This window comes from Natronoglycomyces albus (genome assembly GCF_016925535.1).
GTDB classification, from domain to species: domain Bacteria; phylum Actinomycetota; class Actinomycetes; order Mycobacteriales; family Micromonosporaceae; genus Natronoglycomyces; species Natronoglycomyces albus.
Map to the genome: position 1 here is coordinate 299598 of NZ_CP070496.1, position 22883 is coordinate 322480.

Genomic DNA, 22883 nt, shown 5'->3' on the forward strand with positions numbered 1-22883 from the left:
CGCGAGGCGGGATCGACCCGTGGATTCCGAGGTCATTGGCATACACAGCCGGGCGTGGTTGCTCGGTGGGCCGTTAGAGCTGCTGGGCGATGGTGACTGCTTCGCTCAGCGAGTCGGCCAGGGGAACGCCCACCCCTTGCAGCTGCTCGCGGCTAGAGAATCCTCCGGTGAAGAGCACGACTTGAGCGCCCAGCCCCAGGGCGGATTTCGCATCGTCGACGGTGTCTCCGATCAGCACGCACTCTTGGGGCCGCAGCTGGAGCGATTCCAGGTGACGTTCGAGGTGTGGCTGCTTGCTGTGCCCGTCGGATTCCGACCGCAGGCCCTGCACGAGCGCGAACTTCTCGGCCAAGTCGAAGCGAGTGATGAGCGGCATGAGCGATTGGTGAAACCACATGGACAACAACGACTGCGTACCGGGCCATATGCTCAGCGCCGAGCGGGATTCCGCATGGAGGTCAACAAAGCGCAGATGTTCCAGGTAGGCGGCGTGGAAGGCCTTGTCCAGCTCGGCAAATTCGGCCTCGGTGAGGGACCGACCCACAAGTTCGCTGTAGTAGGCGATGATGGGGCGGCGAAATCGTGCGCCTTGTTCTTCCGCGGTCAGGAAGGGCCCGCCGGCTTCGGTGATGACGGTGTTCGTCGCTGATACGACCGCCCCGAAGTCATTCAGCAACGTTCCGTTCCAGTCCCACACCAGGTGTTTTCTCGCCATACTTCGATTCTAGAGGTCGCAAGCCGCCACCGGCTGGGCCGCACTTGGCAGGCGAAGGGGTCGGCAAATAAGCGGTCGACGGCCTTGGACAAAGAGGAAGGCCGGTTCAACGCCAGCGACGGCAACGTAAACGAGACACACTTATCCACAGGCAAAAACCAACCATTGCCCCATCTGGCCCCACTAGCGACAATACTGGTAGGGATACGACATATCGATATAATTCAATACAATAGTTATCCACAGCCCGCAGATCGTTCCTTGACCGAAAAATACCCATTTCGGAGAATAAGTGTAGGGATACCCAATATCGAAGAATGCCGATCCTTCGATCTCTAGAGAGCTCCGGCCGCCACCGCCCCCCGCGCTGGCCGCAACCTCTGACAATCGCTACGCGCGGCAAGTCACGTAGCCCATGTCGAGGTCAGCGCATTCAGTGAGCATTCGTGGGCCATCAACTCACGCCCAGGTCGCGCAGGAGCCGCGGCTTGTCGACGTCCCAATAGCTGTGTTCCTTGCCCTCAAGCAGCACCACCGGTAGTCGATCCCCGTACTCGCGGGCCAGATCGTCACGATCAACGACGTCGATCTCTTCCCATGTGATCTGCGCTCGTGCCGCGACCTCATCCAAGTCTCGGCGCGCTGCACCGCACAGGAAACAATCCTTCGTTACCAACAAGACCAACGATGCCATCATGTCCCCCAAAAGGTGACCACCGAAAATAACGTGTCGCACACAGAGTGCGACGCCGTGCTTGCGATTGCGGCCACCATAGTTCTCGTACCTCATCGCATTCACCGGATCTCAGCCTCCGATATGCGGTGTCGGGGCTGATGAACACAGGCCCGGAGCAATACAACCAGGCCAGACGTGAGTCGGCCGCAATGATGGCGAGGGTAATGGTGGGACCCACTCTTTTCATTCTCGGGTGTCACGGCACGTGTGCCGGGCAACCAAAAAATTCATTCCGACACGCCGCGTGTCAATGCGCTTACTCGCAGGGGTTGCTTCCTAGTATCAAATCTGTCGGTTTCGATCATTTGGGACCAGTGGAATCGACCCAACCCCTCACGCGAGGAGGCCAATAGTGCCCATATTTGCACCGATGGTCACCGCTGACCTTGGAGATTCTCACCAGGGCAACGCCCTGGCATACGACGCCAACCATCTCAACCACGCACATGCCGCCAGCCTCGTGCTGGACAACCCCGTCTCACGGGCCATCAGGGCTGTTGACCAAGGCCTCTACAACCTCTGGCACGCGATGACAACCGAGGTCGGTCAGCCCCGCACTCGCACCCGGCACACCGAAAAAAGGGCCCCGGCCACTGCTGATAGCCCAGCGCGTGTCGCCCCGCAGCGCGAGGGGAAGCACGACCGCACACCCGAATCCGGAGACACCTCCGAGAATGGCGAAGTAACCCGCTTGGTCGAGCTGGCTCAGTCCGGCGACGCCGAAGCGTTCGGCCACATCTACGACCGCTACAACGAGACCGTCTTTCGTTACATATTCTTCCGAGTCAACAACCGGCAACTCGCCGAAGACCTGACCTCGGAGACATTTTTGCGGGCGCTGCGCCGCATTTCCAGTTTTTCTTGGCAGGGTCGCGCCTTCGGCGCGTGGCTCGTGACCATCGCCCGCAACCTCGTCGTTGATCACTACAAATCCGGGCGCTACCGCCTAGAAGTGGCCAAGCCCGACGTTCTCGACGCCAACGACGCCGACAATGACCCGACGGCCAGCCCCGAGACCGCCACGTTGGACAAACTCACCAACGTGACCCTGCTGACCGCCGTGAAAAAACTCAATCACGACCAACAAGAGTGCATCGTGCTGCGGTTTCTCCAAGGCTTCACAGTCGCGGAGACCGCTCGCGCGATGGGCAAGAACGAGGGCGCCATCAAAGCACTTCAGTACCGCGCGGTGCGCACGTTGGCACGGCTGCTGCCGGAAGGATTCACCAGGTGAGTCACCGACCGGAAGACTAGGTGCTGATCGAGCTGGTGGTGGCACGGCACCTCGACGTCACCGATGTCCCGAATTCGCAGCGACGCATTAGGAACCCTCAGGACCACGCCTTGACATCACATACCTTGACCTGTCCCCATCCCCGATCCCCCACGCGCCGGAATAGAACCGGTGAGACATCAGATGGAATTGGAGCCGCCAGGAACCCATGACATCCATATTTCCCCACCGGTAGGGGTCTGCCCTCAGTCCCGGGCGGCTTCGGCGCCGTATGCGCCGAGCAATGTTGATGCTTAGCCCGGCACCTCCGGTGAACGATCGAACCACTGCGCGTCTGTTTCTTGGGCCGCTGTGCTTTGAATGAACCGGCGATGAAACTCGGAGCAATGGGCCGCCCGAACCAGTATTTTCCGTGACAAACCCTTACATTTACGCGGCAATCCCAGGTGATCGCCAACACCAATGCCGACTGACCCGTAACCAACCCTGCCTCTGCACCGTTGATCGATGTGCAGGGCATATTTCCCCTGCGCCAGAAGCGCTGTAAACGACACATACTGACTTGACTTGAGAGGGGGTGCGCCCGGTGATTGTAAACCCGATGGAACGACGCCGTATCGAAGATTTCGCCAAGAAAGTCGATACCGACCGACGCCATGACCACCTCCACTCACAGCCGTCTAGTTCATCAGAAGAAGAACTTTTCGACATGGTCGGCGTCACCGAGCAACTAGACCACCTAGGTGACCAACTAAGCCGATCCACTACCCCGGACGTCGACTTCCAGGCCAAGCTGAGGCAACGCCTCATGGCCGTGGCCGCCGTCCAAGGCATCGGAGCAACCGCACGCCACCAGGCCAGTGCGCCAGTGGCCGAACCCGCCTACGCCCCTGCGTCCGAGAATATAGAGCCCGAGGCACCGCGTCGTTTTCGAGGCGGCCGCCGACTTGCCATCCTGGCCGCGCTACTTACTGGCACTGTCGCTTTGTCGGGTGTTTCCACCGCTAGTGGCAACGCAATGCCAGGCGACGCGCTCTATGGCGTCAAACGTTCGACCGAAAAAGCCCAGCTCGCTCTTGCGGGTTCGGACTTGAGCAAGGCACAGCTGCACTTTGAGTTTGCTCGCACGCGGATGCACGAGGCTGCCGCCGTCAGCGATGACTCAGATGCGGTGGTCGGTGCCCTAGAAGACATGAACCAGGAAATCCTGGATGGCGTCTCGCTCCTAGGCGAGGTCGCCACGAGTGAAGGCGACCCGGCCGCGCTCGACTTCATCGACCTGTTCGCCAATGAACACCGGCACGGCCTGGTCGAGCTGATCGGGGCACTTGAGGGTGAACCGCGTGAGGTCGCTGGCGAGTCGTTGACGATGTTGGAAGACGCCTCCGTGCGATCTGTGCAGCTGCGTTCGGCGCTTAGCTGTACAGAAGCGGCCGGCCCCAGCGATCGTTTCGGTCCGTTGCCGGGAACGTGTGGCACGCTTCCGGCCGGGGACGCCGCCGATATCGAAGATGCGATCAGCTCCGGCGCGGGCGCGCATACTGGAGGTTCGGCCGACCAGACGGGCTCAAGCGCAGACCAAATCGAGGAGCCGATTCCACCCTCTGACGCGCCTGACCACCCGGGTACCACCGTGGTCGAACCGTCTACGGAATCTGGTTCCACCTCCGATCCCGATGCGTCTGAGTCCGAGGGAACTGAGTCCGCAGATGAGGATTCAGAGGGGGATCAAGGTTCCTCTTCTGGAGGTTTGCTGGATGAACTCGGCTCGACCTTGAATGGCCTGTTGGGAAACAAGTTAGTGGCCAGCCAGCAAGACATCATTTCGCTGGTGTCACAACGTCTGCCAGTGAGCACGTAAGGCCGGCAGTGGGGCAGTTCCGCTAGAACAATTGCGCGCAGTCCAGTCGTCGTCAGACGAGCGGGTGGCGTGGACATGGGAACGATCGAGTCGTACTCGGCAAATGGGGTCAGCATTGGCTGACCCCATTTGCCGTAGGCATACGCAACGTACGCCACTTCCTATCTCATGCGTCACATAACGTGGCTACTGATTTGGATTTGTGGGCACTTTCCGCCATCGCAGACGGTCGCGTCATGGTGGCGGGAAACATTCAGGGGTGAGCTGCGGTGTAATTCTAGGGAATTGACACAGCCGCTGTTAAACTTCATTCTCTTAAGGCCGATTCGCAAGCGAAAGTCGCGAATTGGCGCTCGGGGGCACGGCATGGTGAGCAGCGGCACTGATGCGAAACCGCAGCGAAACGTTGCAGGTTGCCAGGCCGGCAGGTTTTGCCCGTGCTGGTTTCAATACTGTGAGCGCATCGCTACCTCCGGTTATCGAGTTATGGCCTCGCAAACGCCACAAGCGCGTTGCTAGTTGTTGCGGCAAGACACCAAAGAGCTACGATTTCACCTGCTAGACCCCTTGGGGCGTTCGTGAAGTTGGCAGCGAATCCCCACCGTTATCGCTAGACCAGAAAAAGTCCAACCACATAAGACGGCGGCCTAATAAATCAGTAATCAGTTCTTCGACGTGCAGCTAGCCGCCCATCGGCGCACCTGATCCCTGCGCCTGCGTGTCACGTCGAAGTGGAAGTTCTTACCTAATGTTCAATGTCTGTGACAAAAACCGTTACGGAACAGCTGACCCGACAAAGATAGTCTTGAACTACACGAAAACCGGCCTTTGCCAGGTGAAAGGAGGGCGTTGGTGAGCGTGACGCGAAGCGACAACCATGCGAAGAGCAATGCCACCAGCGATGCTTTCTTCCCCGAGGCGGAGGCGGTGAGAGAAGCTGTCAGAGACACCGTGAAAGGCACGCTCAACGGCGGAGTTAGTTCCGTTCTACCGGTCCCTCCGCCCCCAGAGACTTCAGCCGAGCGCAACTCGAAGAGAATCGCCGCCAACGGCCTCGCCCTGCAGAAGATGCCATTTGCGGGTGTCGAAGGTGCTGCTGCGTTCTTCGACGTCGACAACACGTTGATGTACGGGGCCTCGGTCTACTGGCTCGGTAAGGGAATGTCCCGGCGAGGGATTCTCACCAGCCGCGATGTCATCGGCTTCGCGTGGAAACAGGCTCGCTTTCGCTTTCACGGCGCAGAGCATCACGGCCACATCTCATCGGTGAAGGCCTCCGCGTTGGAGATGGTCGCCGGTTTCGAAGTGCGTAAGCTGCAGCAGTTGTGCGAAGAGGTCTATGACCGCGACATCGCTCCCCGCATTCTCGAGCCGGTGGCGCAAATAGCCGCAGCTCATATCGAGGCGGGCCAGGAAGTATGGCTCGTGACGGCAAGCCCGGTCGAACTAGCCGAGGTGATCGCTCAGCGGCTAGGGCTCACGGGAGCCGTTGGCACGGTCGCTGAGGTCAAGGACGGCTGCTACACCGGTCGCCTGGTAGGGGACCTGCTGCACGGTCCCGCAAAGGCGGCTCGCATTGCCGAGCTAGCCCAGGAGCGCGGACTCGACCTCAGCCACTCCACGGCCTATTCGGACTCTGCCAACGACTTGCCGATGCTGGAACGGGTCGGCAACGCCGTGGCCGTCAACCCGGACGCGCGCTTGGCAAAGGCAGCCCGAGAGCGGGGCTGGAACATACGGGATTTCCGGCGCGGGCGTCGCGCGGCCCGCATCGCCTTGCCGGCTACTGCTTTGGCTGGCGTCGTAGTCGGCGGCCTCGCCTGGCGCAGCCATCGGCTGCGCAACCGGGAGCAAAACTAGCGTTGAGACTGCGGCCGCCCAAACGGGCGGCCGCAGCTATTTTGCCGTTCCTTGTGGCTCTCGTCGAGGGTTGGGATGACGAGGCCGCAATGAGCGTTGCCGCGTGTCACCTGCCCACGGGAAGCCGTTGTTTGACCATCCCGCCGCAGGTAGCGTGAAGATCATGAACTCACCGCACCTTCCGACTTCTCGCCCGCAGATTATGGGGATTCTCAATGTCACCCCGGATTCGTTTAGCGACGGAGGCCGCTATCTCGACTTCGACGCTGCGGTTGCGCATGGGCTGTCGATGCGAGATGAGGGAGCGGACATTATCGATGTGGGCGGTGAGTCGACCCGTCCTGGAGCCAGTCGAGTTGACGCGGCAACCGAATCCTCCCGGGTGGTGGACATTGTCCAGGCCTTGAGCGAAAACGATGTGCCAGTTTCCATCGACACAACCCGCTCAGAGGTGGCCGCCGCGGCGATAGAGGCCGGCGCGACGATCATTAACGACGTCTCTGGTGGTCTGGCCGACCCGCAGATGAGCTCCGTGGCGCGAGAAAGCGGAGCTAGGTGGGTACTGATGCATTGGCGCGGGCATTCGAAGGACATGCAGAAGCTCGCCACCTACGAGGACGTCGTCGCTGAGGTGCACGCGGAACTCATGGAGAGGGTTGCGGAAGCCGAGGCCGCCGGGGTAGCCCGCGAAAAGCTCATCATCGATCCGGGGATCGGGTTCGCCAAACTTCCCGAACACAACTGGGCACTGTCGGCCCACCTGAGCTCATTCGTGACGGAGGGCTATCCGGTGCTGTTTGGTTCCTCCCGCAAGTCGTACCTGGGAAAGCTCTTGGCCGATGGGGGCAACGAACAGAGGCCCGCCAGTGGCCTCAACGACGCGACCTTGGCGACGTCGGTCCTTGCGTTCGAGGCAGGAGCTTGGGGCGTGCGGGTGCATGACGTGCGGGGGACGGCCGACGCGCGTGAGGTCTGGATGGCGACGAAAAATTCTCTACGGGGTTAAGGCTGCGAGAAAAGCTTGCGCACTGCGGGTGTCGCACCGGTTAGCGCGGGCCCTCGACCCCTCAATTCAGAAGGCCATCGCGACTCTCGAAGTTCGGATGCTCTCTCTACCAGGCAAAACAGTGGTGTGGCTTGGGACACGTACCCCCGCGTTTTGGGGTTGTCAAGGGTCCCGTAAAGTTTGTCTTGTCGCCGAGGGAAACGGACAGGGCGGAAGAAAAGCCGCTAGTTGGTATCCCAGGTTGATGCTCATGATCTTCAGTGTGAGTCTTAGTTAGTTCGGGTTTCGGCCCGGGTCTTGACTTTGTTTCTTGTTCTGGTAGTGTTGTGGGGTTGCTCTTCTCAGGTTGTGGTCTGGTTTTGGCTGGGTTGTGTCTGGGTGGGGGTTGTTGTTTGAGAACTCAACAGGGTGTTTGGATAGTCGATGTGTGGGCCTGCAGGGTGCGCGTTGATGGTGGCTGGTTTTGGCTGGTTGCTGTTGTGTGTGTTTTGTTTGGTCTTTGTTTGACTGTCTTTTCCTTGACATTATTATTGGCATTTTTTGTGCTGGTGTTTTGTTGTTAAATTCGGTCAGGTGTCTTTTTAACATAGTTTTTTGTTGGAGAGTTTGATCCTGGCTCAGGACGAACGCTGGCGGCGTGCTTCACACATGCAAGTCGAACGGAAAGGCTCCTTCGGGAGTACTCGAGTGGCGAACGGGTGAGTAACACGTGAGTAACCTGCCTCAGACTTTGGGATAACTCGTGGAAACGCGGGCTAATACCGGATATTCACATTCTCACGCATGTGGGGGTGTGGAAAGGGTTTCTGGTTTGAGAGGGGCTTGCGGCCTATCAGTTTGTTGGTGGGGTGATGGCCTACCAAGACGTTGACGGGTAACCGGCCTGAGAGGGCGGTCGGTCACATTGGGACTGAGATACGGCCCAGACTCCTACGGGAGGCAGCAGTGGGGAATATTGCACAATGGGCGAAAGCCTGATGCAGCGACGCCGCGTGAGGGATGACGGCTTTCGGGTTGTAAACCTCTTTTATTTCTGACGAAGGCACAGGTTTTCTTGTGTTGACGGTAGGTTATGAATAAGCTCCGGCTAACTACGTGCCAGCAGCCGCGGTAAGACGTAGGGGGCAAGCGTTGTCCGGAATTATTGGGCGTAAAGGGCTCGTAGGCGGCCTGTCGCGTCTGGCGTGAAAGGCCTCGGCTTAACCGGGGTTTTGCGTCGGATACGGGCGGGCTTGAGGCAAGTAGGGGAGACTGGAATTCCGCGTGTAGCGGTGGAATGCGCAGATATGCGGAGGAATACCGGTGGCGAAGGCGGGTCTCTGGGCTTGTACTGACGCTGAGGAGCGAAAGCATGGGGAGCGAACAGGATTAGATACCCTGGTAGTCCATGCTGTAAACGGTGGGCGCTAGGTGTGGGGCAGCATTTGTTTGTTCTGTGCCGTAGCTAACGCATTAAGCGCCCCGCCTGGGGAGTACGGCCGCAAGGCTAAAACTCAAAGGAATTGACGGGGGCCCGCACAAGCGGCGGAGCATGCGGATTAATTCGATGCAACGCGAAGAACCTTACCTGGGTTTGACATCACCCGGACTGCCCTAGAGATAGGGTTTTCTTCGGACTGGGTGACAGGTGGTGCATGGCTGTCGTCAGCTCGTGTCGTGAGATGTTGGGTTAAGTCCCGCAACGAGCGCAACCCTTATCCTGTATTGCCAGCACGTTATGGTGGGGACTTGCAGGAGACTGCCGGGGTTAACTCGGAGGAAGGTGGGGATGAGGTCAAGTCATCATGCCCCTTATGTCCAGGGCTTCACGCATGCTACAATGGACGGTACAGCGGGTTGCGAAGCCGTGAGGTGGAGCGAATCTCTGTAAAGCCGTTCTCAGTTCGGATCGAAGTCTGCAACTCGACTTCGTGAAGTTGGAGTCGCTAGTAATCGCAGATCAGCAACGCTGCGGTGAATACGTTCTCGGGCCTTGTACACACCGCCCGTCACGTCACGAAAGTTGGCAACACCCGAAGCCCACGGCCCAACCAGATTTATCTGGGGGGAGTGGTCGAAGGTGGGGCTGGCAATTGGGACGAAGTCGTAACAAGGTAGCCGTACCGGAAGGTGCGGCTGGATCACCTCCTTTCTAAGGAGCTCATACGCATCCATCAGGGATGCGTCATCGACGACCACCAAACGCATCGAGTGCATAAGCGACTGACTGTTGGTTAGTTGTTTGGTTCTGGTGTGGTGTTGGTGGTTTCCTCGTGTGAGCGCGATTCTTTATATTAAGCACATTTTCTATCCTTAACACTGCTTGTACGGTTCTGCCTGTGATGGTGGGGCGTGCTAGTGGTGGCATCCTGTTGGGTCCTGAGGTAACAACCTCTGGACTGGTACCACGAAGGCCTCCTGTTGTCTCTGACGTTGTGTTGGGGTTGGGGGTTTTTGTGGTGGTGGTGTGTTGTTTGAGATTTGTATAGTGTGCGTGAGTGTCTTTGTTTTGTTTGCTTGATTGCATGTGTTGTGTGGTTAAGTTGTGTAGGGCGCATGGTGGATGCCTTGGTGCCGGAAGCCGATGAAGGACGTGTGAGGCCGCGATAGGCCTGGGGGAGTCGCCAGCAGGGCTGTGATCCCAGGGTGTCCGAATGGGGAAACCTGGCCGGGTTTGTGCTCGGTCGCTCCCGCTTGAATGTATAGGGCGGGTTGTGGTGACGCGGGGAAGTGAAACATCTCAGTACCCGCTGGAAGAGAAAACAAGTAGTGATTGTGTGAGTAGTGGTGAGCGAAAGCGCAGGAGGCTAAACTAGGTTCGTGTCAAGGCGGCAGCCGTTGCGGATCTGGGGTTGTGAGATGATGCCGTGATTTCCTGCCGGGGATCGGGTGTGTGCTTGGGGTTAGCTGAAGGCGTTGGGAAGCGCTGCCGTAGTGGGTGAGAGTCCCGTAGGTGAAGGCCCTTTAGTGTGCATCTGGTGTTGTTCTCGAGTAGTACAGGATTCGTGGAGTCTTGTGTGAATCTGCCAGGACCGTCTGGTAAGCCTAAATACTTCCGGTGACCGATAGTGGATAGTACCGTGAGGGAATGGTGAAAAGTACCCCGGGAGGGGAGTGAAATAGTTCCTGAAACCATGTGCTGATAATCCGTCAGAGCCTGGTCGTATGCTTTTGTGTGCGGGGTGGGTGATGGCGTGCCTTTTGAAGAATGAGCCTGCGAGTTAAGGTGTGCAGCGAGGTTAACCAGTGTTGGGGAGCCGTAGCGAAAGCGAGTCTGAATAGGGCGGTTGAGTTGTGCGTTTTAGACCCGAAGCGGAGTGATCTACCCATGTCCAGGGTGAAGCGGCTGTAAGAGGTCGTGGAGGCCCGAACCCACTTAGGTTGAAAACTGAGGGGATGAGGTGTGGGTAGGGGTGAAAGGCCAATCAAACTCCGTGATAGCTGGTTCTCCCCGAAATGCATTTAGGTGCAGCGTCATACCTAGCTTGGTTGTGGTAGAGCTCTGGTTGGTTAATGGGCCTTATTGGTTACTGAGATCAGCTAAACTGCGAATGCGACTAAGTGGTGGGTGGCAGTGAGACTGTGGGGGATAAGCTTCATAGTCGAGAGGGAAACAGCCCAGATCACCGGCTAAGGCCCCTAAGGGTGTGCTAAGTGGGAAAGGATGTGTGGTCGCGTAGACAGCCAGGAGGTTGGCTTAGAAGCAGCCATCCTTGAAAGAGTGCGTAATAGCTCACTGGTCGAGTGGTTTCGCGCCGATAATGTAGCGGGGCTAAGCACACCGCCGAAGCCGTGGCAAATACAGTCATCCATGTGGTGGCTGGTTTGGGTAGGGGAGCGTCCTGCGTGTGGTGAAGCAGTTCTGTGAGGAGCTGTGGAATGCGTGGGAGTGAGAATGCAGGCATGAGTAGCGATTTGGAGGGTGAGAATCCCTCCCGCCGATTGACTAAGGGTTCCAGAGGACGGCTGTTCCGCTCTGGGTTAGTCGGGGCCTAAGGCGAGGCCGAAAGGCGTAGTCGATGGATAACCGGTTGATATTCCGGTACCCGCGTTGTGCGTATAGTGCGAACGGGATTGTGCTAACTGGCATGTGCGCGGCTTCTGCTGCCCTTTGGGTGGTGGGGGTTGTTGTGTGTGTTAGGGTCCCTTTCCTTAGTAGTGTAGTGATGGGGTGACGCAGTGGGGTAGCTATACCGTCTGGTGGAATAGGCGGGGCAAGGTGGTAGCCCGTGTTCCTAGGTAAATCCGGGAATGCAGCGGTGGTGACATCGCAGGGTGAGCGCTGATGCATAGCCATATGTGGTGAATGTAGTGATCCCGTGCTGTCGAGAAAAGCCTCTAGCGAGTGCGATGCGGCCCGTACCCTAAACCGACACAGGTAGTCAGGTAGAGCATACTGAGGCGTTCGGGTGAACTGTGGTTAAGGAACTCGGCAAATTGCCCCCGTAACTTCGGGAGAAGGGGGGCCATCACTGGTTGGGCATGCGCCTAGATGCTGGTGGTGGTCGCAGTGAAGCGGAGGAAGCGACTGTTTACTAAAAACACAGGTCCATGCGAAGAAGTAATTTGATGTATATGGACTGACGCCTGCCCGGTGCTGGAACGTTAAGAGGATCCATTAAGACTTTCGGGTCTGTCGTGGTGAATTGAAGCGCCAGTAAACGGCGGTGGTAACTATAACCATCCTAAGGTAGCGAAATTCCTTGTCGGGTAAGTTCCGACCTGCACGAATGGCGTAACGACTTCCTCGCTGTCTCAACCACAGGCCCGGCGAAATTGCAATACGAGTAAAGATGCTCGTTTCGCGCGGCAGGACGAAAAGACCCCGGGACCTTTACTATAGCTTGGTATTGGTGTTTGAGGCTTCTTGTGTAGGATAGGTGGGAAACTGTGAAGCAGCCACGCTAGTGGTTGTGGAGTTATTGGTGAAATACCACTCTGGTTGTCTTAGGCGTCTAACCTACGACCCTTATCGGGTTGAGGGACAGTGCCTGGTGGGTAGTTTAACTGGGGCGGTTGCCTCCTAAATGGTAACGGAGGCGCCCAAAGGTACCCTCGGGCTGGTTGGAAACCAGTCGGTGAGTGTAAGCGTATAAGGGTGCTTGACTGTGAGACGGACGTGTCGAGCAGGTACGAAAGTAGGGGCTAGTGATCCGGCACCAACGTACGGATGTGGTGTCGCTTAACGGATAAAAGGTACCCCGGGGATAACAGGCTGATCTTCCCCAAGAGTCCATATCGACGGGATGGTTTGGCACCTCGATGTCGGCTCGTCGCATCCTGGGGCTGGAGCAGGTCCCAAGGGTTGGGCTGTTCGCCCATTAAAGCGGCACGCGAGCTGGGTTTAGAACGTCGTGAGACAGTTCGGTCTCTATCCGCCGCGCGCGTAGGAAACTTGATGAAGGGCTGTCCCTAGTACGAGAGGACCGGGATGGACAAACCGCTGGTGTGCCAGTTGTTCCGCCAGGGGCATGGCTGGTTGGCTACGTTTGGGAAGGATAACCGCTGAAAGCATCTAAGCGGGAAGCCTGCTTCGAGATGAGGTTTCCGTCCCACCATAGGTGGGGAGAGGCCCCCAGAAGATGACTGGGTTGATAGGCCAGAAGTGGAAGCACAGCAATGTGTGGAGCTGACTGGTACTAATAGGCCGAGAACTTAACACACCCACACACACTCTTGTGTGTGGCGCATGTGATCACCGCAGCAAACACAACACACACGCACGCACACTATACGATTCTGAAACAACACAGAACACACCAGTCTGCCGCACCACGTCCTCCACCAACAGGAGAACACGTGAGTGCGAGACATAAAAATAGTTGTTTCACCGTTTTGCTTGGTGGCGATAGCGGGAAGGCTACACCCGGACCCATACCGAACCCGGTCGTTACGTTTCCCAGCGCCGATGGTACTGCACCCGAGAGGGTGTGGGAGACTAGGACACCGCCAAGCATCCAACACACAAAAAGAGGGCTCTCCTTGACCACAACGGTCAAAGAGAGCCCTCTATTCGCACACCACCCCACACACAACACACACCCACGCGCCAGCTCGACCACTACACCCCCCCAAACAACCAAACCCACCCAAACACGCATACACACTGCCGCAACCAACACCAAACTCATGCACATGACTAACCTGCGTCTTCTCATACAGAGAGGACGCATTCGTCGTTGAAAACCGTCTTCACTGACAGCCAATACCAATAAGCCACGCGGCAGGCCCACCAATAGCGCGTAGACCGTGCAATACCCCCACTAGTGACCGACTCGATCAGAGTGAAGGGAAACGTCCGCCAAATGCGCCCGAAAGGCCGCATCGTATTGGTCGAGAACTGGATCACTCTCCCGCGCCACGAAAACCGCCACCAAGTGGGCGTCAGGCTCGTCCAGCCTGAAGTGTGACCGTAGTGAACGCCAAGCCTCTAGGTTGGGATGGTTGAAGTCCGTACACGCTTCGGCTGGAGAGAGAATCTCGATAGCTTGATCAAGCTGTTCGAGGCTAAGCGGGTAGACGCCGGTCTGGTCGACTCGGCCGCATACGGTGGCGAGCACGACGCCAGGTAGGGCATGGGCACCACCACAATTCACCACAGGAAAGGTGGCCGTTGATGTTCTGGCGACACCGAGCCCGTATGCAAATGGCGCCTTCCATCCACCAATAGCGGCTTCGAGCTCACTTTTGGCGTGCAATACTTCGGCTCTGGTTTTCCACTGTGCACTCATAGGGCCTACTCTAGCCTTGAAGTCCGATGTCAAACGACCGCGAAAGAGGTCGGAGGATTACTGGAAGACCATGCCACCCGAGTAGTGCCGGTTCTCTGTGACCGTCAGCGTGACGCCCTCGGCTGCCCACGTGATCGGCCCCTTTGGCTCAAACCGGTACTGGAAGGTTCGTTCACTCGCGGCTACGTCGAAGGTGACGAAGTAAGTTCGATACGACCAATTGCCCGAGTCGCGGTTGCCCACAATGCCGCTATCGACAATGCGGTTGCTTCCCAGGCTCACAGCATCGGCGGGGTCAAGATTCCACACCGCCCCTTGATTTTCGCGAGGCCATTCGAATTCGATGGTCAACAGCTGACGGTCATTATCGTCTACGAGCCAACCGCGACCCTCCCCGTACACGCCACGGCTGAACTCGAGTCGGGTCTTCCAGTTCCAGTTATCGATAGTGGCCCCGTTGCTCGCCTGGGCCGCCGCTGTCGCTTCCAGCCAGTCGGTTTGACCCTCCCAGCCCCAGTTCTGGTAATAGGCATCGACCGCGTCTTCCATGTTGTTGGAGCGCAGATCGATCGACTGGGTTCGACCGGAGTCGGTCACCTCCAAAATCACTGGAGCGTTTGGTTTAGCCGAAGCTAGATAGCTTGAGCCGTCCGCTGGCACCCCGTCTTCGAACTCCCAGACCTGTTCGCCGATGGTCAGCGTCGCCGATAGTTCGAATGCGGATTCGTCAGGGTGCGATGGCTGCAAAGTGTGGTGGGGGGCGAACTGCACCAACGTGTACTCATATCCAGTGGCTGGTTGGAGAAGTTTTTCATTGAGTCCGAGCAATTCGTCCATGCGAAAGCTGGTGTCAAATTCTTCCATGCTGGCCAGACATTCGACCTTAAGCGCGAAATGTGGCCCCAGAATGACCCCGTCATGATCGGAAAGCCGAATCCCGTAGGTGCCGCTAGAACAAATGGAGAAGGACCCGTGATGACTCTCGGTGGCAAAGTCGGGGCTGGCCTGCAAGGTAGCCTCTCCGCCGTTCAAGAGTGGCATCTGGCAGCCGCTGAGGGCCAGGGCGGCAGTTAGGCTCATAGCCGCAACAGATCGGGGCAGAAAACGGGAAGCCGTTGTTCGGTTGTTTCCGGGGCGCATGTTGGTGATTCTATTCCACCTGCGCCAATACTGTGGATCCAGCTGCGCAGCATACTTCGGTGATTAAGACTGCGCCTGGGTATCTTGGCGCAGGTAGCTGGGAGCGGCAATCTCCCGGGCAGCAGTTGATTCCCGACGTTATACGGTGGATTCATGACTGCTAATACCCCGACAGACCCACCTGCCCCTGAAGACGTTGTCAGCAAACGGGCGGGCTTGCGGCTGGTTGCCTTGATAACGATGGTCGGGATTGCGGCTGTGGTGATCTCGAACGTGCTTCCCGAACGCAGCGAAATCACTGAGATCGTCGAGGCGGCGGGCGTTTGGGGTCCCATTATTGCCATCGTCGGAGTCGCGGTGCTCTTGATGGCCCTGGTGCCACGAACACCGTTGTGCTGGGTGGCGGGGGCACTGTTTGGTTGGGTGCCCGCCATGATCTACATCCTCATTGGAACCATGATGGCGGCATTGCTGGGGTTCATCGCGGGTCGTGCCTTTGGGCGTGAATGGGTTGCCAGTATGTTGAATCGCCCGCATCCAGGCCGTATACGTCGCCGAGTGACCACGATCATGGCTGGTGCCGATAGCTGGTTGGGAAAGCACGGAATATTGGGCGTCGGGATCATCCGCTTGGTGCCAGCGGCACCATACGGAGTCGTCTCTTACTTGTTTGGGACCACCGCGACGAAGTTTCGGTACTACGCGGTGGGGTGTTTGCTCGGCAGCCTGCCTGGAACAGTTGGTAACACGGCGATCGGGGCTGCTATTTGGGGGCCAGCCGCGGTACCGGTTGCCGTGGGTGTCCTCGTCGGCCTCGCCACCTTGACGTTGACCCTGCGCTACTGGCTTCTGCGCAGCTCGGCCTCCCCGATCAAGCAAGCGGTTCAGGAGGAACCTGTGACCGAAGCTGCACAACCTGGCGCAGAAAGTGTGGAGGGCAGTCGGCCCTAGCGTAGGGTCGCGCACCTAGAGAAGAGGTGACCTACCCCTGTCACCTGCGGCGATGTGAGATTGATTCCAGTGGTTGGGAGCTTCGTCCCGCTTCGATAACTAGCGGATATTCGCACCGTAGTATTCAGGCCGTACTTCATCCAGAGCAGCTGAGGGAACCGGCCCGATGACGCTGCGGCAACCATCGACATGACTATTGGCCTGGAGAAACACCAAACCGCTACGCGTTTTGTGTCCTCCGCCTAGTCGATGCCGACAGGTGCCAACTCCGGCCCGTACACCCACGGGGCAGATGAGGAAAGGAGCCTCTTAATGTCCGCCACACACATACCAAACACCGCTTCCGCAACAGGTGAGGACAATCCGTTTAAAGACAGCCCAGCCAAGGGTTTGATCTGCCGGGCCTGTCAGACCACCTATGGCCTGGTCGCGCAACACGCGTGCTGGAACTGTTTCGGTCCGCTCGAAGTGGACTACGACCTAGCCAAGCTCGCTAAGGTCACTCGCGAAGACATCGAAGCTGGCCCTCAAAACCAATGGCGTTATGCGCCGCTGCTGCCTTGTGGTGTCGAGGAGTCCGACCGTGTCACCCTCAACCCGGGACTGACACCGCTGATTGAGGCTGACAACCTGGCCAAGGCCCTGGGGATGCGCAAACTATGGGTCAAGGACGACTCGGCGAACCCGACCCACTCGTTCAAAGACCGGGTCGTCTCGACGGCTCTGACGGCCGCCGTGAAGTTGGGCTTCAATCGTTTCGCCTGTGCTTCGACGGGAAACCTGGCCAACTCCGTGGCCGCACACGCGGCCCGCGCGGGATTCCCCTCAGTGGTGTTCATCCCGCACGACCTCGAACCGGGCAAAGTCATCACCACCGCGGTCTACGGTGGTTCGCTGGTATCGGTCGAGGGTTCCTACGATGACGTCAACCGGCTTTGCTCTGAGTTGACAGAGACCGATGACTTCGAAAAGACCGCCTTCGTCAACGTCAACATTCGACCCTATTACGCCGAAGGCTCCAAGACCCTCGGCTATGAGGTTGCCGAACAGCTGGGGTGGCGACTCCCCGAGCAGGTTGTGGTGCCAATGGCCTCAGGCGAATTGCTCACCAAGATCCACAAGGCGTTTGAAGAATCCGTAGAGATCGGGCTTGTGCCTGAAGCGAAGGTGAAAGTCTACGGTGCCCAATCGGCGGGTTGCTCGCCCATCGCCACCGCTTTCGCAGCAGATACCGACGAGATCACTCCGGTAAAGCCAAAGGGAATTGCCAAGTCGCTCAACATTGGCGACCCGGCGGCTGGCCCATATGCGATCGAATCAGTGCGTGCCTCGGGCGGAGACATGGCTGCGGTGAACGACGATGAGATTCGCGAAGGTATGCGCCTGCTCGCCTCAACGACCGGAGTCTTTCCTGAGACAGCTGGCGGGGTCGTCGTGGCTACGCTCCGTAAGCTTCTGGAAGCGGGTAGTCTTGACCCCCAGGCAGAGACGGTCATCTATAACACCGGCGATGGCCTCAAGACGTTGGATGCGGTCTCTTCGCTGGTAGGGCCGACGCACAACGTGAAGCCGTCGTTGAAGTCCGCGAAGGAAGCCGGCCTTTTGGAGTCATGATCCGGCTGGCGGAACTCCATACTGTAACACGCAGAGTGACCGTTAGATGGTACTTAGTCAGGTATCTGACAGTTCATATCCGTGTCGAACTCTTGACGCTATGTCGTTTCTCTAGCAGAATTGCCTTTGCGGGAGGTCGCAGTATTCTGTCGCCACTCACCCAGTTGACCACGAGTCCTGGGATTAGACGTGTCGAGCAGCGCCAGCTAGCGTCAGAAACTGTGCCCTCCCGACCAACTTCCTAGCGGCATAATGTGCCACTGCAACAGATTCGATGCTGGCAACGGCATCTCAGTTCATATTCGTCGTGTGGCCCGCACCAGCACAGCTGATGCGGGCCACACGCTTTATATCTGGTCTGATTTTCACTGTGCCAGTGGGAAAGATAAGGCCGGTGGTGCCCGATGTGTCGTTGCGTCAGTTGCGAATCCCGAACCGTCTTCCGCTTGGTGGACTTCTGTAGATATCCTCAAGACATGGGACAGAGTGAAGAGGCTCGTCGACGCCTCGATTCGCAACTGACGTTGGGCAACGGGTTCGAACCTGACGAGCGCGAAGAGATCATTGAAGAGTTTGTGCCTCTGGGAAAGAAGCTGGCTGCCTTCGACGCTGATGCCGTGTCGCTGACGGTCAGCGTGACCTCGCGTGAAACTCCAGACCAAGAAGTCACGTTGCAGTGCACCATCTATGGCGAGGATGAGCGTACTGTGACCGGGACCTCCGCTAAGAACGACCTGGTGGAGGCACTCGTGGAATCGCGTCGACGGGTCACTCAACAACTCAGGGAATCAGAAGTCGAGCAAACGGTCAGCCCTCTGCGCCGCCTGTTCGGTGGCAAGTAAGGCAACGACCACCCTTCGGCCGATAATCGCCATGATGAAGCCTCCGGCGCCGAGCGTCTAGTCACCAGTGGCCACCGGAAAAGGGTTTGCGGGCAGTCAGTGGCTCGACCAGACTGACACCATGACAGATATCGATATTATTCCCTTGAGTATCAATGACCCCAGCCTCTTCGAATCGTGGATTGACTGCAACCTAGCCTGCGACGAACAGGATCTGCCTGGCCTTTCGCAGACTAGCCCGATGATGATGCGTGCCCGCGCCATTGCTCCGAGCGCGACCTCTGATGTGCGCCGTTTCGTAGCCGTCAGTGGCCCCACTGTCGTAGGGACCGCGACCGTCGCCCGCGACAGGGAGAACAATTCACACAAGGCTGGTATGGCTGTGTCGGTGCATCCACAATGGCGGCGGCGGGGTATCGGCACCCGGCTGTACGAACAAGCTGAAAGCACGGTCCGAGAATGGGGCTGCACGACCATTTGGGCCGGGTACGCCGCCGAGTTCACCGACCGCCCCGACTTTGAAGTTCCTGGCGAGACGTTTGCGGCCCAGCGCGGGTTTGCGCTGGCCATGAAAGGCTGTCGGCGCGTCAACGACCTCACCAAGGTTGATGCCGAGCATCTCGCGGCGTTGTACGCATCCGCAGCGGAGTCCTCGGCTGACTACGAGATCGTGACCTTCGAACACCAAGTTCCCGACGAGGCCGTGGAGGGCTACTGCCAGGTCAAGTCCCGGGTACTCCTGGACGCGCCAATGGGAGACCTCGACGCCGAGGAAGAGACGTACTCCCCGACATTGTGGCGCGATATTGAACGGCAGCAACAACGCATGGGCGTGTTGTGGCTCGGGGTCTATGCCCGGCACAAGGAGACCGGCGACCTGGCTGGTCTCAGCGAGATTGAGGTCCGCGTCGGGGACGAGGTCATGGCGTATCAAAACGATACGATCGTCGCCCCGGCCCATCGAGGTCATCGGCTGGGTCTACGCCTCAAGATCGACATGCAGCGGCACCTGTTGCGGTGGCGTCCCCAGATGCGATTCATCCAGACGTTCAACGCCGAGGACAACACCTTCATGAACGCGGTGAACGATCAGGTCGGTTTCCGCACGCACAGCTCGTCGATGAACCTGCAAAAGAAGCTCTAGGCGCGAAGGGTTGGGCGAACGCGCGGCTCTCGACCCGGCAAAGCGTAATTCGGTTGCGAGCCTGTTCGCCCGGGCCGGACAATCAAACGATGACTGATATTGAGCTAAGAGAGCTGAAGCCGTTTGACTATGACCTGGTTGACGGGTGGATTTCTGCTTCTCAGGCCATCGCGGCGCATGATTTGCCCGAGTTGCCTGTGCCGATTTCACCGCGTCTGCGGTTGCGTTTGGTTGTCCCGGAGAAGTTCACCAAGTATTACCGGACCGTGGCCCTCAAGGGCGGTACTGTAGTCGGTTCGTCGACCTTGGAACACGATCTCGAGAACAACACACACATGATGTGGCTGGAGCTGGATGTCCACCCTGAGCACCGAGGCGAGGGCATTGGCGCGCGTTTGTTGGAGCATGCCGAGCAGACCGCGCGGCAGGTGGGGGTGCGTACGCTCATGGCTGAGGTTGCCTACAACTTCGCGCCAGCTCCCGACCGGGTTGCTCCCGGGAAGACGTTCGCGGCGAAGCACGGTTACACGGTTGGCCAGGAGACGATTCATCGTACCAAGGACTTGACGTTCAACGAGGGTCCAGAGTTGCAAGAACTCTACGACGCCGCGTGCGCGAAGTCTGAGGGATATGAGGTCCTCACGTGGTCGCGGACAATTCCCAACGAGTTGATCGAGGGCTATTGCTATCTCAAGGGCCGCATGGTGACCGATTCCCCGATGGGTGACCTTGACTTTGAGAAGGAAGAGTTCTCCGTAGAGCGGATTCGGTCCGAGGAGAAGTCGTTGCTGGACCGAGGTTCGATCTGGCTGGGCGCGTTCGCTCGTCACAAGGAGACTGGGCAGGCCGCCGGGTTCACCGAGACGCACATCATGCTTGGCGATGAGGAGCATTGTTATATCGGGGACACGATTGTTGATCCTGACCATCGTGGGCACCGGCTCGGGGCGCGTTTGAAGGTCGTCAATGAGCGGCAGCTGTCCCAGTGGCGGCCCAGCATGCGATACATCCATACGTGGAACGCCGATACCAACGGTTACATGATCTCGGTCAACGAGGAACTGGGCTATCGAGTGTATTGCACCGACCAGGAGCTACAGAAAAAGCTCTAAGTGGACTAACGCAGGGCGCATTTCCATGTGTGCACAGGGGCATTGAACACGCGCACGGCTCCTTTGGCGCCGTTGTGGAGGTGTGGGGCTTATGTAAAAGGCATTCTCGCCGGCTCGTTTACTTGCGTAAACGTCGCCTTCTGCGGCTTTGAACTAGCACTTGTGCATAAGGCCCGTACGCTCTTGCCTAAACCTTGGGAATCGCACTACTGTGGATCTGTTCGGTGAGCTGGCATCAAAGATGTGAGTTTGTGGCTTCGGTTTGCCAGGTGGACGCAGGTCCACCAACCCGCTAACCGCGTTGCACAGGTGCCGCCAGAACGGGCGGTACCGCTGGCCCGGGTGAGGCGCGTTTTCGCGCCTCACCCGGGCATTTTGGCTTTCGGTCCACAGCCCGCGCGCCTTATCCACAGGCTCGCAACAATTCCTTGCCCGCCCCGGCCGCACCTGCCAGTATTCGGATAGGGGCGCGCAGATATTGATAAATGTGGATTTAACGTTATCCACAGGGCGAAAAGTATTTCTTGAGCCCAAACGGAATTCTTGCGAGGATGGAATTGGGGGTCCCCAGAGTGAGAAAATCTCGCATTGGTGGGCCGTGGCGGTCGCCCAGCAGCTCCCCGCCCTATCGATTAGCACAAGCCAGCACGCATCCACAGAGCCAAGCGAAGACCAGCCCGCGTAAGAAATAGCCGTCCCGGCGCGCTGGCTGCAAGCGCACAGGCCAAAACCGGGTCGCCGCAGCGGCCCCAAAAAGAACGCCCCCGGCCCCGGTAGCGCATAGTATGCGGAATATGACCGGACAACAACCGCCCTCAGATCCCGCATTCAATCCGGGCCAGCCCGATCCGGACTCCCCAATAGCCCGAGGAGCTCAACCAGAACCGGAAGCCGCCAACCTTCCCGGCCCCGACCACCACTACGGCTTTGAACCAGACGCCGAAGACATCCCGCCGCGAGACAACCCCTACTGGGAAGACGACGGGCTGTGGGAAACCTCCGACCCCATCGTCACCGGAGACTTCGGGTCATGGTGCCAAGCCAGCCTCGGGGTCATCCAACGCAGCTGGCGCTCCATGGGAATCGTCCTCGGGCTCGGAGTCGTCCTCCCCGGATGGGTGTTCAGCCTGATAGGTCTACCCTCCTACTTCACGCCAGGGGAGGGCTTCCGCATGGCCGGGGACGTCGTGGTGACTCCAGTCGGCATCGCTGGCATCGGCCAAGGGCTCACCGGGCTAGTGCTGGTCTACTTCTCCGCCGCCGCGTTCCTCGCCGCCACCCGCATCGCCGTAGCTGAAGCCGCCGGCGGCTTCCTCAGCCTGCCCGAAGCGATCCGCTACGGGCTCAGACGCGGTGGAATGCTGTGGCTATGGGTGATAGTGAGCTTCATCATCGTCAGTATCGGCATGGTCCTGCTCGTCTTGCCGGGCCTATGGGCCCTCTTCGCCCTCAGCCTGATCATCGCCGCCTACGCATTCGACCAGCATCGCAACCCGCTGGGCCGCTCCATCGAACTGACCCACTCCGCACTCGGCCCCGCCTTGGGACGCGCCGTGTTCAGCTGGCTGGTCGCCATCTGCCTCACCAGCGCCATCCAGATCTCGGTATACGTACTCGGTTCGATGCTCCTCGCGACCATCGAGGGCTGGTTTAGTGTCGTCGTGGCCACGATCATCCTCGGCATCATGTCCATTTTGATGATCGCCACGTATATGTGGATCGTCTCCGCCCACCTGTGTACGTACGCCTTTTTGCGCGGCCGCAAGGAACCCCTCACCACGACCCAACTGGCCGCCGAAGCCGCTCCCGCCCAATTCGACACCTAACGCGATGGGCCGCAAACATCTACTGACCAGCCCTGAGGGCCTCATCACGGGTACCCAAGTTGGCACTCTCGGCGCGAGAGTGCTATACCTGAGTTAGCACTCGAACATACCGAGTGCTAATCAACGTTGGGG

The 22883-nt window shown here is 58.5% G+C and carries 14 protein-coding genes, 3 rRNA genes and 1 riboswitch; of the genes, 13 read left to right on the forward strand and 4 right to left on the reverse strand.

Features of this window, described 5'->3' with window-relative positions; translation table 11 throughout:
• Nucleotides 1-73 precede the first annotated feature (73 nt).
• Entirely contained in the window at nucleotides 74-715 is a 642-nt protein-coding gene (locus JQS30_RS01250; RefSeq protein WP_213171599.1) for an HAD family hydrolase, read from the reverse strand.
• Nucleotides 716-1169: 454 nt separating this feature from the next.
• A complete protein-coding gene (locus tag JQS30_RS01255) occupies nucleotides 1170-1412 on the reverse strand; it encodes a glutaredoxin family protein (RefSeq protein ID WP_246497996.1) in 243 nt (80 codons plus the stop codon).
• A gap of 391 nt (nucleotides 1413-1803) precedes the next feature.
• Between JQS30_RS01255 and JQS30_RS01260 the strand changes: the two genes are divergently transcribed.
• The 7 genes from JQS30_RS01260 to rrf all read left to right on the forward strand — a co-directional run bounded on the left by JQS30_RS01260 (nucleotide 1804) and on the right by rrf (nucleotide 13346).
• Nucleotides 1804-2685, forward strand: a complete 882-nt coding sequence (locus tag JQS30_RS01260) for a sigma-70 family RNA polymerase sigma factor (RefSeq protein ID WP_246497997.1) — start codon at nucleotides 1804-1806, stop codon at nucleotides 2683-2685.
• 601 nt (nucleotides 2686-3286) lie between these two features.
• Nucleotides 3287-4546, forward strand: coding sequence for a DUF5667 domain-containing protein (locus tag JQS30_RS01265; protein ID WP_213171600.1), 1260 nt, complete (start codon nucleotides 3287-3289; stop codon nucleotides 4544-4546).
• Between the two features lie 852 nt (nucleotides 4547-5398).
• Complete coding sequence (locus tag JQS30_RS01270) at nucleotides 5399-6406, forward strand: HAD family hydrolase (protein ID WP_213171601.1); 1008 nt, start codon at nucleotides 5399-5401, stop codon at nucleotides 6404-6406.
• Nucleotides 6407-6569: 163 nt separating this feature from the next.
• The gene (gene folP, locus JQS30_RS01275) at nucleotides 6570-7412 is read left to right on the forward strand and encodes a dihydropteroate synthase (protein WP_213171602.1); all 843 of its coding nucleotides are present in this window, start codon (nucleotides 6570-6572) and stop codon (nucleotides 7410-7412) included.
• A gap of 594 nt (nucleotides 7413-8006) precedes the next feature.
• Nucleotides 8007-9543 (forward strand): 16S ribosomal RNA (locus tag JQS30_RS01280).
• A 384-nt stretch (nucleotides 9544-9927) separates the two neighbouring features.
• Nucleotides 9928-13054 (forward strand): 23S ribosomal RNA (locus tag JQS30_RS01285).
• Between the two features lie 175 nt (nucleotides 13055-13229).
• Nucleotides 13230-13346: ribosomal RNA gene (rrf, locus tag JQS30_RS01290) — 5S ribosomal RNA — on the forward strand.
• The 16S, 23S and 5S rRNA genes sit together here, the layout of an rRNA operon.
• A gap of 308 nt (nucleotides 13347-13654) precedes the next feature.
• On the opposite strand, the gene JQS30_RS01295 is transcribed toward rrf, so the two are convergent.
• Nucleotides 13655-14122 carry a hypothetical protein gene (locus JQS30_RS01295; protein WP_213171603.1) on the reverse strand — a complete coding sequence of 156 codons (468 nt, stop codon included), beginning with the start codon at nucleotides 14120-14122 and terminating at the stop codon, nucleotides 13655-13657.
• A gap of 57 nt (nucleotides 14123-14179) precedes the next feature.
• Complete coding sequence (locus JQS30_RS01300; protein WP_213171604.1) at nucleotides 14180-15202, reverse strand: hypothetical protein; 1023 nt, start codon at nucleotides 15200-15202, stop codon at nucleotides 14180-14182.
• A 213-nt stretch (nucleotides 15203-15415) separates the two neighbouring features.
• Here JQS30_RS01300 and JQS30_RS01305 point away from each other — a divergent pair, with 213 nt between their 5' ends.
• The 6 genes from JQS30_RS01305 (at nucleotide 15416) to JQS30_RS01330 (ending at nucleotide 22751) form a co-directional block, all read left to right on the forward strand.
• The gene (locus JQS30_RS01305) at nucleotides 15416-16213 is read left to right on the forward strand and encodes a TVP38/TMEM64 family protein (protein WP_213171605.1); all 798 of its coding nucleotides are present in this window, start codon (nucleotides 15416-15418) and stop codon (nucleotides 16211-16213) included.
• Between the two features lie 133 nt (nucleotides 16214-16346).
• Nucleotides 16347-16512, forward strand: a riboswitch (SAM riboswitch).
• Nucleotides 16513-16525: 13 nt separating this feature from the next.
• Entirely contained in the window at nucleotides 16526-17827 is a 1302-nt protein-coding gene (gene thrC, locus JQS30_RS01310) for a threonine synthase (protein ID WP_213171606.1), read from the forward strand.
• A 476-nt stretch (nucleotides 17828-18303) separates the two neighbouring features.
• Entirely contained in the window at nucleotides 18304-18669 is a 366-nt protein-coding gene (locus JQS30_RS01315) for a hypothetical protein (RefSeq protein WP_213171607.1), read from the forward strand.
• Between the two features lie 121 nt (nucleotides 18670-18790).
• A complete protein-coding gene (locus JQS30_RS01320) occupies nucleotides 18791-19813 on the forward strand; it encodes a GNAT family N-acetyltransferase (RefSeq protein WP_213171608.1) in 1023 nt (340 codons plus the stop codon).
• An 89-nt stretch (nucleotides 19814-19902) separates the two neighbouring features.
• A complete protein-coding gene (locus JQS30_RS01325) occupies nucleotides 19903-20925 on the forward strand; it encodes a GNAT family N-acetyltransferase (protein ID WP_213171609.1) in 1023 nt (340 codons plus the stop codon).
• Nucleotides 20926-21719: 794 nt separating this feature from the next.
• Nucleotides 21720-22751, forward strand: coding sequence for a hypothetical protein (locus tag JQS30_RS01330; RefSeq protein ID WP_213171610.1), 1032 nt, complete (start codon nucleotides 21720-21722; stop codon nucleotides 22749-22751).
• The last annotated feature ends 132 nt before the right edge of the window (nucleotides 22752-22883 follow it).